At 60.3% G+C, this 13,285-nt stretch carries 9 protein-coding genes; 6 read left to right on the top strand and 3 right to left on the bottom strand.

Annotation, left to right across the window (positions count from 1 at the left end; all coding sequences use genetic code 11):
- Window positions 1-13: 13 nt before the first annotated feature.
- The gene (locus AFK24_RS15915) at window positions 14-823 is read right to left on the bottom strand and encodes a class II aldolase/adducin family protein (protein WP_065834112.1); all 810 of its coding nucleotides are present in this window, start codon (window positions 821-823) and stop codon (window positions 14-16) included.
- Between the two features lie 404 nt (window positions 824-1,227).
- On the opposite strand from AFK24_RS15915, the gene AFK24_RS15910 reads away from it, so the two are divergent.
- From AFK24_RS15910 to AFK24_RS15890, 5 genes are all read left to right on the top strand, one after another.
- Window positions 1,228-2,127 carry a TauD/TfdA dioxygenase family protein gene (locus AFK24_RS15910; RefSeq protein ID WP_170826345.1) on the top strand — a complete coding sequence of 300 codons (900 nt, stop codon included), beginning with the start codon at window positions 1,228-1,230 and terminating at the stop codon, window positions 2,125-2,127.
- 188 nt (window positions 2,128-2,315) lie between these two features.
- Entirely contained in the window at window positions 2,316-4,802 is a 2,487-nt protein-coding gene (locus AFK24_RS15905; RefSeq protein WP_080482179.1) for a TonB-dependent receptor plug domain-containing protein, read from the top strand.
- Window positions 4,803-4,843: 41 nt separating this feature from the next.
- Entirely contained in the window at window positions 4,844-6,442 is a 1,599-nt protein-coding gene (locus tag AFK24_RS15900; protein WP_065834111.1) for an FAD-dependent oxidoreductase, read from the top strand.
- On the top strand, window positions 6,439-6,801 hold the full coding sequence (locus AFK24_RS15895; RefSeq protein WP_065834110.1) for a 4Fe-4S dicluster domain-containing protein: 363 nt from the start codon (window positions 6,439-6,441) through the stop codon (window positions 6,799-6,801). Before AFK24_RS15900 ends, AFK24_RS15895 begins: the two co-directional genes overlap by 4 nt.
- A gap of 14 nt (window positions 6,802-6,815) precedes the next feature.
- Window positions 6,816-7,499, top strand: coding sequence for a peroxiredoxin-like family protein (locus tag AFK24_RS15890; RefSeq protein WP_065834109.1), 684 nt, complete (start codon window positions 6,816-6,818; stop codon window positions 7,497-7,499).
- Between the two features lie 424 nt (window positions 7,500-7,923).
- Here AFK24_RS15890 and AFK24_RS15880 read toward each other — a convergent pair whose 3' ends face one another.
- Both AFK24_RS15880 and AFK24_RS15875 read right to left on the bottom strand, forming a co-directional pair.
- Window positions 7,924-8,874 carry a D-isomer specific 2-hydroxyacid dehydrogenase family protein gene (locus AFK24_RS15880; RefSeq protein ID WP_065834107.1) on the bottom strand — a complete coding sequence of 317 codons (951 nt, stop codon included), beginning with the start codon at window positions 8,872-8,874 and terminating at the stop codon, window positions 7,924-7,926.
- A 52-nt stretch (window positions 8,875-8,926) separates the two neighbouring features.
- On the bottom strand, window positions 8,927-10,297 hold the full coding sequence (locus AFK24_RS15875) for an LLM class flavin-dependent oxidoreductase (protein ID WP_065834106.1): 1,371 nt from the start codon (window positions 10,295-10,297) through the stop codon (window positions 8,927-8,929).
- A 430-nt stretch (window positions 10,298-10,727) separates the two neighbouring features.
- Between AFK24_RS15875 and AFK24_RS15870 the strand changes: the two genes are divergently transcribed.
- Complete coding sequence (locus tag AFK24_RS15870; RefSeq protein WP_240500397.1) at window positions 10,728-13,256, top strand: TonB-dependent receptor plug domain-containing protein; 2,529 nt, start codon at window positions 10,728-10,730, stop codon at window positions 13,254-13,256.
- The last annotated feature ends 29 nt before the right edge of the window (window positions 13,257-13,285 follow it).

Raw genomic sequence — 13,285 nt, 5'->3', positions numbered from 1 at the left:
CGAAAAGTCCCGGTTACTCCTTATAAGAAGTGTCGGTACGCTCCAGCTCGCGAATCAGAGCGTTCCAGTGACGGGCAACACCCGGCCCGTGACCGTTGGAAAATACCTTGGCTTGCTCTTCAACCTTGGCGACCACTTCGGCAGGCGGATAGATCAACTCGGCGTTGCCGGCAGACTGTGCGGCGACCTGAATATTGCAGGCGTATTCCAGGCGATGCAGTTGCTGGAACGCGTGTTCGACGCTGACTCCGCCGGTGAGCAGGCCGTGATTGCGCAGGATCATCACGCTCTTGTCGCCCAGATCCGCCACCAGTCGTTCGCGCTCGTCCAGATCCAGCGCCACGCCTTCATAGCCGTGATAAGCAATGCGCCCCGAGAACCCCAGCGAGTGCTGGGAAATCGGCAGCAGCCCGCCCTTTTGCGCAGAAACCGCGATGCCATCGCGAGTGTGGGTGTGCAGAACGGCAACCAGATCGTGACGCGCCGCATGAATCGCGCTGTGGATGACGTAACCGGCGTAGTTGATGCCCAGGCCAGTAGGATCGTCGACGATGGTGCCGTCGATATCGACCTTGACCAGGTTCGAGGCGCTGATTTCGTCGAATAGCAAACCGAAGGCGTTGATCAGGAAATGCTCTTCAGCACCCGGCACACGAGCGGAAAAGTGCGTGTAGATGTGATCGGTCCAGCGTTTTTGCGCTGCCAGTCGATAAGCCGCCGCCAGCTTGACACGCACCTCCCACTCTTCCGGCGTGACACGCTCACGCAAGCTCCCGGAACCGGTAACGTTGGAATGGACAGGTAATGCGCTGACGTTGCTCATGGCGTAGCTCCAAGGGGTCAAAGACGTATTGAAGTAGCCTAAGCGCATAAGAAAACATTTAAAAAGCACATTTTAATCTAAGCTAATTATGAAATTTGTTTATTGATTATCGCGTTGGAGCGAGGCTTGCCCGCGAAGAATGATGATGCGGTGATCTGGTTCACCGAGGAGAATCATTCGCGGGCAAGTCGGAACGCCGCCCGCTCGCTCCAACGACCCGCAAATGCATTTTCGTTATAACCTAATCATTAAAAAATAGCATATTAACTACAATCATTATGCTTATATGTTTCCAACGCCGGCATCATCCATAACCGGCCTTACTCCCGCATCACCAGACTTCCCTACCCGACCCCTCTCCAGGCGGAGGTTAACCATCAATAACAAAGAGAGGTTCCATCGCCATGTCCGCAATCCTCGAAAAAAACCTTCAGTCACAGCATGATCACTTTGCTACTCCACTGCAGATTGTCCGTTCGTTGCAGGTCAACCGCCTTGAACCAACCATCGGCGCAGAAATTTCCGGGGTCGATTTAAGCCAGCCGATCACAGCCGCGCAGCGCGATGAAATCCGTGCGCTGCTGCTTGAACACAAAGTGATTTTCTTCCGCGATCAGGACATTGATTCGGCACAGCAAATCGCCTTCGCTCGTGAGTTCGGCGAACTGTATGTGCATCCCACTACGCAACAGAACGACACCAGCAAACCCTTCGCCCACCTCATCGAAGCCCAGGACGCGCGCAAGCTGTACGGGCCCAACACCACTGGCCGTTGGCACACCGACACCAGCTGGCTGTTGAAGCCGACGTTCGGCGCGATTCTGCGCGCGGTGGATTTGCCGCCAGTGGGTGGCGATACGGTCTGGGCGGATGCCGGGGCGGTGTATCGCGCCTTGCCGGAAGCCTTGCGCGAGGAAATCGACACGCTGCAAGTGGTTCATGACTTCAAGAAGTCCCTGGATGCGGTGGGTTATCACTACCCGATCCTCGCCCATCCGCTGGTGCGCACTCACCCTGAAACCGGGGAAGACAGCCTGTTTATCAACTTCTCGCAGAACCCGTCGATCATTGGCTGGGAGCCTGCGCGCAGCAAGCAGCTGATCGAGCGCCTGCATCAGGAATTCAACAAGCCGGAGCATCAGGTGCGCTTCAAATGGCGCAAGCATTCCGTCGCCTTCTGGGACAACCGCGCCACCCTGCACTACCCGATCTACAACTACGGCGACTACCCGCGTCGCATGGAACGGGTGCTGATCGCCGACGACGACATTCCCCACCGCGTGCGGCGCACTGCGCAGGACTGAACGAGACCATCCGGATTGATATCGACCCCGTTGGAGAGAGCGGGCGGCGTTCCGACTTGCCCGCGAAGTCGATGTAGCTGGGCATAGATAAGGGACAGGTGTTCTGGCCTCTTCGCGGGCAAGCCTCGCTCCAACGAGCTGAGTGCACGAAAGCGGCAATACCAGGGTTTCTCAAGGAAGTGGTTGTCATGCAAAACATCAAACCCCGAAAGACCAATGATTACATGGCCTACGCAGCGTTGAGCCTGCTGGCCAGCAGCATTCAGGTGCAGGCCGCCAGCAACGAAGGCAAGGCCAGTGACGACCAGACACTGAACACCGTGGTGGTCACCGGCAATCGCGGTGGTCAGGCGCGAACCGTGGCCGACAGTCCTTCGCCCATCGATGTGATCAGCGCCGAGCAGTTGCAGGCCAGCGGCAAGGTCGGGCTCAAGGAATTACTGTCGCGTTTGCTGCCGTCTTTCAACCTGCCAGCCATTAACGGCGGCGGCACATCGTGGTCGGTGCGCGGCGTGACCATGCGCGGATTGTCCGGCGATCAAGTGCTGGTGCTGGTCAACGGCAAGCGTCGCCACAACACTGCGCTGATCAACAACCTGGCGCGGATTGGCACGGCGGCGGTGCCGGTCAACCTCGACCTGATCCCGGTTTCCGCTGTGGACCATATCGAAGTGCTGCGCGACGGCGCGTCGGCCCAATACGGCTCCGACGCCATCGCCGGGGTGATCAATATCATCCTCAAGGAAAGCGACAACGGCGGCAGCGCCGAAACCAGTTTCGGCCGCTACGGCAGCGGCGATGGCGACACCACGCATCAGACCTTCAATTACGGCTTGCCGCTGCCCAACGACGGCTTCCTCAATCTGGCGCTGGACAGCAAAGAGCAGGAACCCTTCAGCCGCTCCGGCAGCGCCACCGGCAACTTGTATGGCTCCGCCGGTCGCCCCGACAGCCGCGACCAGACGGTTGATCGCCATGGCTGGAACCCGAGTTATGGGCTGGGCCGCGAGAAGGTCACCAACGGCAGCTATAACCTGGAAATCCCCCTGCAGGACGACCTGAAGTTCTACTCCTTCTCGACGTTCAGCTACATGGAAACCACCAAAGTCACCGGCAACTATCGGCCCAACGAAATCAACTCCCTGGCGGGCGACCCGGCCACGCCCTACCCGGATGGCATCCACGCGCAACGTCGCAACCGCACCAAGGATTTCCAGATTGCCGGTGGCTTCAAGGGTGAAGTGGGCGGCTGGAATTACGACGCCAGCTCCACTTGGGGCGAAGACGATTCGACGCTCAATGCCAACAACACCATCAACCCGTCATGGGGGCCGACCAGCCCGACCTCGTTCAATCTGGCTTCGCAGATCTTCGATCAGTGGACCAACAACCTGGACTTCAACCGCAGCTTCGACATCGGCATGAAAAACCCGCTGCAGGCGGCGTTCGGCTTCGAGCACCGCTTCGAGCGCTTTGAAATCGAAGCCGGGGATTACGCCAGCTATACGCCGGGCAATTACGTCCTGCCCAGCGGCCCTTTTGCCGGACTGACGCCCTTGCCGGGCCTTGCGTCCTATAACGGCACCAGCACCGCCGATGCCGGCAGTATCAGCCGCAACAACGTCGCCAGCTATTTCGACCTGGGCATGGACGTGACGGACAAGTGGTACCTGGGCGTGGCCGGGCGTTACGAGCATTACACCCAGGACATCGGCAGCACCTGGAGCGGCAAGTTCTCGACGCGCTATGAAATCCTGCCCGGTCTGGCCTTGCGCGGCACGGTCAATAACGGCTTTCGCGCGCCGTCGCTGGCGCAGACGATTTATGCCTCATCGACCTTCACCTCGGCGGGCGTCGTTAACGGTCAGCAAGTCTCGGTGCCGGTCAAGGTGCTGCCGGTGGACAGCGCCGAAGCCAAAGCGTTGGGCGCGGAACAACTGAAGCCGGAGAAATCCCTCAACTACAGCTTCGGCGTGACCTTCGAACCCACCGACAACTATCGCCTGACCACGGACTTTTACCAGATCGCGATTCGTGACCGCATTGTTTCCACCAGCCTGCTGGGCGGCAGCGCGGTGTCGCAAATCCTCGCCGCCAACGGCCTGTCGCCTTCGCTGTACGCGCAGTACTACACCAACGCCGTGGACACCCGCACCCGTGGCGTGGACGTGGTCAACGAGTTCCGCCAGAACCTCGGCAAATATGGTCAGGTGCGCTGGAGCGCGGCCTATAACTGGAACCAGACCAAGATCGAGAAACTCCAGGCCAACCCCGCCGCACTCACCGGCCTTGGCTCGCAATACCAGCTGTTTGATCGACGCCTGCAAAAGGACCTGACCGTTGCCACGCCGCAATCGAAACTGATTCTGGCCTCCAACTGGAAGGTCGACGACTACGACCTGAATCTGGCCGTGACCCGCTTTGGCAGCTACACCGAAGGCGACAACAACCCGGTCAACGATCGCACCTATTCGGCGAAATGGATCACTGACCTGGACGTCGCCTACGCCCTGACCAAAAGCCTGACCCTGGCACTGGGCGCGAACAATCTGTTCAACGTCTACCCGGACAAGAAAGGCATCACCGATTGGGGCGGCGCCTACAAATACGGCCAGTTCTCGCCCTTTGGTTTCGGCGGTTCGTATTACTACACGCGTCTGGCCTACAACTTCTGAAGCTGGCCAATCCGGATTGATTTACGCGGAGCATTGCCTGCATGACTTCAACTTCGACACCGCTGCTGGATCTGCACGCCGATGTGCTGGTGATTGGCGGTGGCCTGGCCGGAACCTGGGCGGCTGTCGCTGCGGCGCGGCAAGGCAGCCGGGTGATCCTGGCGGACAAGGGTTTCTGCGGCACCAGCGGCGTCACCGCCACGGCGGGCCCCGGTCATTGGTGGGTGCCGCCTGATCCGCAAACCCGCGCCTCGGCCATTGAAAAACGCCTGACCACCGCCTACGGCCTGGCCGATCCGCGCTTCATGGCCCGCGCGCTGGACACCACTTGGAATAGTCTGCCGGGGATCGCTGACTACTACGCGTTCCCTCAGGACGAACACGGCGTTACCCAATACCGGGGCTTGCGCGGCCCGGAATACATGCGTGGCATGCGCCGCCTGGTGCAAGACAGCGGCGTCACCCTTCTCGACCAGAGCCCGGCTTTGCAATTACTGCGCGATGAGCATGGCGCAGTTGCCGGAGCCAGCGGATGGCGACGTCAGGCCGGCGGTAACTGGCAGGTAAAAGCCTCGGCGGTGGTGGTCGCCACCGGCGGCTGCGGTTTTCTTTCGCGCTTGTTGGGCAGCCACACCAATACCGGCGACGGCTACCTGATGGCGGTGGAAGCCGGTGCGGAGCTGTCCGGCATGGAGTTTTCCAACTATTACGGCATCGCTGCTGCGGGCAGCAGCATGAGCCGCTCGATGGTCTACACCTTTGGTGACTATTTCGACGCCAGTGACCGTCAACTGCCCATTCAGCAAGGCCCGGACTTCACCGGTCAACTGGCCCGCGCGCTGCTGGAAGGTCCGGTTTACTGCCGACTCGGGCGCGTGCCGCAAGACATTCGCCAGCAACTGCCGACCATCCAGCCGAACCTGATGCTGCCTTTTGATCGCCACGGCATCGACCCTTATCAGCAACGTTTCCCGGTTACGCTGCATGCCGAAGGCACCATTCGCGGCGTGGGAGGCTTGCGCATCGTTGACGATGATTGCCAGACCACAGTCGCCGGATTGTTCGCGGCGGGCGACGCTTCCAGTCGAGAGCCGATTGCCGGTGCCACATCTGGCGGCGGCGCGCAGAATTCAGCCTGGGCTTTATCTTCCGGGCAATGGGCCGGACGCGGCGCTGCCTTGCTGGCTCAAACTCGCACCGCTTCTCCAGGCTCGTTGCGCGGCTTTGCCAAGGTTGACGCAAAGCCGTTAAAAAGCAGTTCTGCGACTGACATCGGACAGCTCATCAAGCGTATCCAGGCTGAAGTCCACCCGCTGGACAAGAACCTGTTCCGCTCCGGCAATCAGCTGTGCAGCTCGTTGCAGGCGCTGGATTCGATCTGGGATCAACTGCGCGATGCGCCGCCAGGTACTGAAGAAAATCCGCTGCGCGCCCGGGAACTGCTGGCCATGGCTGCAACCGCACGCTGGTGTTATCACGCGGCCGAACAACGCCGGGAAAGTCGCGGTATGCACCAACGCAGCGACACCCCACAACAGAGCGCCGCCTTCGACGCGCACCTGCGAGTCGGTGGGCTCGACAGCGTCTGGTCTCGTCACGATCACCTGAAGACGCCACTCACTCACGGAGCCCTCGCATGATCGAGCTGATTTATTCGGACCTGTGCAACGGCTGCGGCAAATGCGTGGAAGTCTGCCCGACCAACGCCCTGGCGCTGACCGAGCAGGCAGTGCCTGCTATTCGCGATCAAGCGGCCTGCCAGACCTGCTTCATGTGCGAGCTGTATTGCGCCAGAGATGCGCTGTATGTCGATCCCGACTGCGAACAACCACGCCCGCTCGACCCGCAGGCGATTCGCGACAGTGGCCTACTCGGCCAATACCGCCGCGACTCCGGCTGGGACGAATGGGCCGCCGACCCACGCTACACCAACCAACACTGGCGCATGGACGGCATCTTCGCCCTCGCCCGCACCACGCCACCTCCGACAAAACCTTGAGCCTAGGAATTCCCATGAGCGAATCACTGAATCAACTACTCGCCGATCTGCACAGCGAACGCCTGACCAGCTGGGCGCCAGAAGCCTTGCAGGTCAATATAGATCAACGCCAGACGCTGGTGGATGCCGCGAAGCATGCGCGCTTCGTGCAGGTTGGTGATCAGGCACCGGACTTCACATTGCAGAATGTCGAAGGCGGCACTTTCAGCCGTGATCAGCTCACCGCTTACGGCCCTGCTGTGCTGATCTTCTTTCGCTTCGCCGGTTGCCCCGCCTGCAATATCGCCCTGCCCTATTACCAGCGTCAGTTGTTCGCCAAATTGCAGGCCCTCGGCGTGCCGTTGATTGCCGTGAGCCCGCAGGTTCCCGAGCGTCTGATCGAGATCAAACAGCGGCACGGCCTGGAGTTTGAAGTCGCTACCGACACCGACAACGTGCTGGCGCGGCAGCTGGGCATTCTCTACAGCTTCGACGAAGCCTCACGCGCGGCCTCGTTGAGCAAAGGCAACGGGATCGGCGCAGTCACCGGAACTGGAACCTGGGAATTGCCGCAACCGACGGTCGTGGTGATCGATGGCCACGGTCAGGTGATCTTTGCCGAAGTCAGCCCGGACTGGCTGGTGCGCTCCGAAGCCGAGCCGATCCTGCAAGCCGTGGCCAATGTGCTGGATGATCGGGCGGTGCAGTTGGCGGTGTGATCGTATTTTGGAGCTAACTTGAACTGCGCGAAGGGCTTCAACGATAACGCGTGCTGTCTGGAAAACCGCGGTATCCAGACCTTTTTCGCGAGCAAGCTCGGCTCCCACAGATTCATGTCGCTTTGGCTGTTGATCTTGCTTTTGATCTTGATCTGCCCCGTCGGAAGGCCGAGCGCAGGTTTTGCGAAGTGGGCAACCCGGCAGGGATGCCGGGTTAGTCGCCCCCGGCCATGGATGGCCGATGGCGGCGGGCCCACGGAGCAGAACCGGAGCGAGGGTATGTCGAGCCAAAGCGAGGCACCGGACGTCAGGGGCGAGAGCGCTTGGTTACTTGGCGCTTTTCCAAGTAACCCGCCGTAAGGGCGGAACCCTAAGTAGCCGTTACCGCAACAACGGATAGGTATGCATCTCCCTGTGGGAGCGGTCAGTAACCCCGCTGAAAATCCACCTCTTGCGTCAACGGATCGTCCTGATGGAAGCGGCGCAGGTTGTCGACGAACTGTTCGATGATGTTGCCCCACAGATCGCTCGTCGCCGGGGAAACGTGGGGGGACAACCTGACCTGTGGGTGGCTGTAGAACGGGTGATCCGCCGGGGTGGGTTCGATCTGGCTGACGTCCAGAGTTGCACTGGCGATCTGACCTTGATCCAGCGCGGCGATCAGCGCGGTTTCGTCGATCAGGCTGCCACGCGCAATGTTGATCAGGTGCAGGCCAGGTTTGGCGTGACGCAGCAGTTCGCTGTCGACCAAATGCCGGGTGTTACCGGTCGCCGGCGCAGCGAGCACCACATGGTCGGATTCGGCAAACAGCGCTTGCAGGCTCGACGCACGCTCCACGCCAGGCACATCAAAAGGCTTACCCGAACGATTCAGCGCAATCACTTTGATCCCCAGCGCCAGTGCACGGCTGGCCAGCGCGCTGCCGATCGCCCCGAAACCGACGATACCCAGCACGCTGCCGCTGACCAGTTGCAAGGTGAATCGCTGCCACTGGGAAACGTCCTTGATCCACACCTGCGGAAAGCTCTTGGCCCCAGCAAAAATCGCCGCCAAGGCAAACTCCGCCACTGCCACCGAGGAAGTGCCGCGCGCTGAAGACACCTTGGGCACCTCGAACAACCAGTCGGGATAAGTATCAATGCCCGACGATGCCAGCTGCACCCATTCAAGCTTGAAGGGCCAGCCTTCGGGCCGCACAGGTCGCTCGGTGGTGCCCGGTTTGATCAGCGGACGCGCCAGTAAGATCGTCGCTTCGGCGGGGATCGACAGCGGCAAACCAGGCCCGATGCCAATGATGGTGTATTCCGGCAAACGCTGGCGCAGCAGCCTGTTGACCTCTTCGTCGTGCTGACTGGCTATTACGGTCTGTGTCATCAATTACCTCGTGCCGATGGCTGGGCGGACAGGAATTCAGCGGCGCAATGCATCAATGCGCCACTTCGGGAGTTTGCTGGGCAACGGTGCTTTGCCTGGCCTGCTGCGCACTCGCGGTATGGCGATTGAGCGGGACCGGCAGACCAAGATGCCCGCGCAGGGTGTCGTGGCTGTATTCGCTGCGGAACAGGCCACGCTCGCGCAGGATCGGCAGCACCTTGTCGGCAAACGCGGCAAAATCGCTCGGCGCGGTGAGGCGGATATTGAAACCGTCCACCGCACCTTCGACGAACCAGCGCTCGATTTCATTGGCCACGGTCAGCGGCGAACCGACGAAGTTCGAATAACGGGTGGCGAAGCGCAGCGCCGCCTGGCGCAGGGTCAGGCCTTGTTCGCGGGAAGTGTTCTTGATGTGTTCGGCATGCCCGCGATAGCCATTGCTGCCCAGGTCGCCCAGCTCGGGAAAGGGTTCATCCAGCGGGTACTGGCTGAAGTCGTGGTAGTTGAACGGCCGGCCCAGTTCCACCAACGCCTTGTTCAAATCCAGCTCGCCATGCAAGTCACGCTCGATCTGCCGCGCTTGCTCATCGGTGTCGGCAATGATCGGCGCGATGCCAGGCAGGATCACCACGTGATCAGGGTTACGTCCCGCCGCCGCAGCGCGCTGCTTGATGTCCTGATAATAGGCCTGGGCATCTTCAAAATTGTCCACGCCAGCGAAGATCCCCTCGGCAAAATCCGCCGCCAGGGCGCGGCCCGACTCGGAAATACCGGCCTGGAAAATCACCGGCTGACCCTGCCTGGAGCGCTGGATATTCAGCGGGCCGGTGACCGAAAAGAATTCACCTTGATGGTCGAGCCGATGCTGGCGACGCTTATCCAGGAAGGTCCGGCTTTGTTTGTCGCGCGGGAAGGCATCGTCTTCGTAGCTGTCCCACAAACCTTGCACCACTTCAACGTGCTCACGGGCACGGCGATAGCGGTCAGTGTGATCGATATGCTCTTCGCGGCCGAAATTACCAGCGGCACCTTCAAGCCCGGTAGTCACCACGTTCCAACCTGCGCGGCCATTGCTGATCAGGTCGAGCGAGGCAAACTGCCGTGCGACGTTGAAAGGTTCCGTATAGGAAGTGGTCAGCGTCGCCACCAGGCCGATCTTCGACGTCGCCCCGGCGACCGCTGACAGCAGCGTCAATGGCTCCAGCCGATTGAGGTAATGCGGCGCGGATTCCGGCGTGATGTACGGGCTGTCGACGATGAATACCAGATCGAATTTCGCCGCCTCGGCCTGCTGCGCCTGACGCCGAAACCAGTCGATGTCGACGCTGGCATCACCAGGGATTTCTGGATTCAGCCATTCGTTCTGGGAGGTGCCCACGCCCGTGAGAATGGCCCCGAATTTGAGGTGTCGCTGCTTCGCCATGCTGAAAATCCCCTTGATCGTTGGCGGCTAACAAGCCGGGTTCGAGGATGAACATAAGCGCTGGAGGCGGGTCTGTGAAATGCCGAAGGGTTCTAACCTAATATTATTTTAGGTTATCAAATCATCCGTATTAATCATAATATCGCATAATCATGAAACCGATTTTTATAGCATTAGGAAGTTACAAATCAACGGAAAGGATAATTTTGGTTATAACTACAACATGATTAATTATTATATTTATGTAAATTCATAATGCTAAATTCTGATCAACACCTCGCCAAGCGTGCTACCAGACATCTGCATTGACATAGATTCAGGGCTCACCACCACCTTCCCCTCGAATGCGCACGAACTCCGTCAGGCGACCATAACCAGAAAAACCACGAACCTGCCGGACCTTGCATCCGGTGGCGCACGGAGCGATGCCTTGACTATCCATTTCGCACACAGCAACCGGGCCGCCATACCCGCGAAGAAAAACCTTGCCGCCCGACGTGCCGGTGCCCTGCTGCCCCTGACCTTGCTGGCGTTTTCGGTCAGCATCGCGGCTCAGGAAACCGACACCGAAGAAAAACGCCTGGCCACGGTGGTGTCCACCGGCGTTCGCGGTGCCGAGCGTACCGTGGCCGAAAGCCCCGCGCCCATTGACGTGATTTCCGGCGATGCGGTGCGCAAATCCGGACGCGCCGGGCTTTCCGAAGTGCTCTCTAAATTGTTGCCGTCGATGAATTTCGGCTCGAACAATGGCGGCCTCGGGCAGATCAACCGGCCCTTGACCAACCGCAGTCTGGCGCCCGCCTACACCCTGGTGCTGGTCAATGGCAAACGTCGCCACAAGACCGCCTTTCCGGCGTCCGGCTCGGTGGACAACAGCGGCGCCAACGCGGTGGACCTGGATACCATTCCGGTCAGCGCCGTGCAGCGCATTGAAGTGCTCAAGGACAGCGCCGCCGCGCAATACGGCTCGGACGCCGTGGCCGGAGTCATCAACGTGATCCTCAAGGACGCGTCCAGCGGCGGGCATATCTCGGCGCAAACCGGCCAGCTGTTCGAGGGCAATGGCGAATCAAGCCAGATCGAGGGCGACACCGGTTTCGAACTGGGCGATGGCGGCTTCCTGCACCTCAGCGCCGATGTGCGTAAACGCAATGCCACGACCTACAACAACAAGGCGACCGGCAGCAATTGGTTCGCCCTGCCCAACGGCCAGCCTGACCCGCGCGAAGCCAGCTGGGATCGCGACGGTTTGCACAACGGCGATCCGGAGCTGAAGAACTACAACCTGGGCTACAACGCCGCATTGCCAATCAGTAACGGACTGGAGCTGTATTCCAACGGCACCTACGGCGAGCAGGATGCGGTGATCGGCAACAACAAACGCCGGGCCAACGGCGACGGCAACATTCTGGAGCTGTTCCCCAACGGCTACTTCCCCACCAACGACATTCACTCCGAGGATTTCCAGGCGCTGGCTGGCATACGCGGCGACCTGGGCGAGTGGAAATGGGACATCAGCAGCAGCCTGGGGCGCAACCGCGTGGAACATGCCAGCGACTTCACCATCAACCCGTCGCTCGGGCCGACTTCGCCCACCAGCTTCAGTGATCTCGGCACCTGGCAAAACACCGAATGGACCAATAACCTCGACGTCAGTCGCGGCTACGACATTGGCCTGGCCAAACCGCTGCAGGTTTCCTGGGGTGCGGAATTCCGGCGCGAACGCTTCCAGACTTTCGCCGGGGACGAGATCGGCTATCGCAACGGCGGCTACATTTACCCTGCCCTGCAACCCAATGGCAATCCGAACCCGCTGGCAGGTCAGCCAGCGCAAGTCGGCGCTCAGGCAGCGACCATCGTACGCCCGGAATACGAAGTCGATATCGAACGTAAAAGCTACGCGACCTATCTGGATCTGGGGATTAATCCCACCGAAAAATGGTACGTCGGCCTGGCCGGGCGCTTCGAGCATTTCGACGACAGCTCGGGCAACACCTTCAACGGCAAATTCAACTCTCGCTATGACTTCACCGATACCTTTGCCATTCGCGGCACGGTGGGCAGCGGCTTCCGCGCCCCGTCCCTGACGCAGATCGCCTTCACCGACGCCAACAGCCTGACCGCGCGCAATCCCGACGGCTCCATCGTGCCGGCCTTGAACCTGCTGGCGCCGGTTGACTCGGACGTCGCCAAGGCGTTGGGCGCTGAAGACCTCAAGGCCGAGAAAACCTTTAACCTCGGTGCGGGTTTCGTCTGGCGGCCGTTGCCATCGTGGAACCTCACCGCCGATGCCTATCAGATCGATATCAAGGATCGCATCAGCCGCACCGAAGCCATGTACGGCCCGGCGCTGTCGCCGATCCTTACCGATGCCGGGCTGAACTCGGGTTATCGGGTTTCGTACTACGCCAACGCCTTCGACACCCGCACTCGCGGCGTGGATGTGGTCAGCGATTACACCTGGCGCCCGCAGGCATTGGGGCTGGTGCGCTGGACCGCGGCCTTCAACTACAACAAGACCACGATCACCGGGCGCAAGGCCGCGCCGGATGTGTTGTCGTCATTGGGCAGCAACAGCGGTGGCAGCCTGACCTGGGTGGGCCGCGCCCGTGAAGGCGATCTGACCGAGGCCACGCCGAAAACCAAATGGGTGCTCGGCGCCAACTGGCTGATCAACGACTTCGACATCAATCTGCAAACCACCCGCTACGGCAAGGTCAAGGCCCTGCAACAGCTGGAAAGTGGCGACCGCAGTTTCGGCGCCAAGTGGATCACCGACCTGGACGTCAGCTACGCGCTGACTGATGCGATCACCGTGTCGCTGGGCGGGATCAACATTTTCGACGTGCGCCCCGATGACAACGCGGTCGCCAACAACACTGGCGGCTACATCTACGGCAACCCGCCGTTCTCGCCTGCTGGCGGCTTCTGGTACACCAAACTCGCTTACGACTTCTGATCCCAATCACACAAATGGTCGGCATTGCC

Source organism: Pseudomonas syringae (assembly GCF_001698815.1).
GTDB lineage: Bacteria > Pseudomonadota > Gammaproteobacteria > Pseudomonadales > Pseudomonadaceae > Aquipseudomonas > Aquipseudomonas syringae_A.
This window is presented reverse-complemented; position numbering and strand designations above follow the sequence as displayed.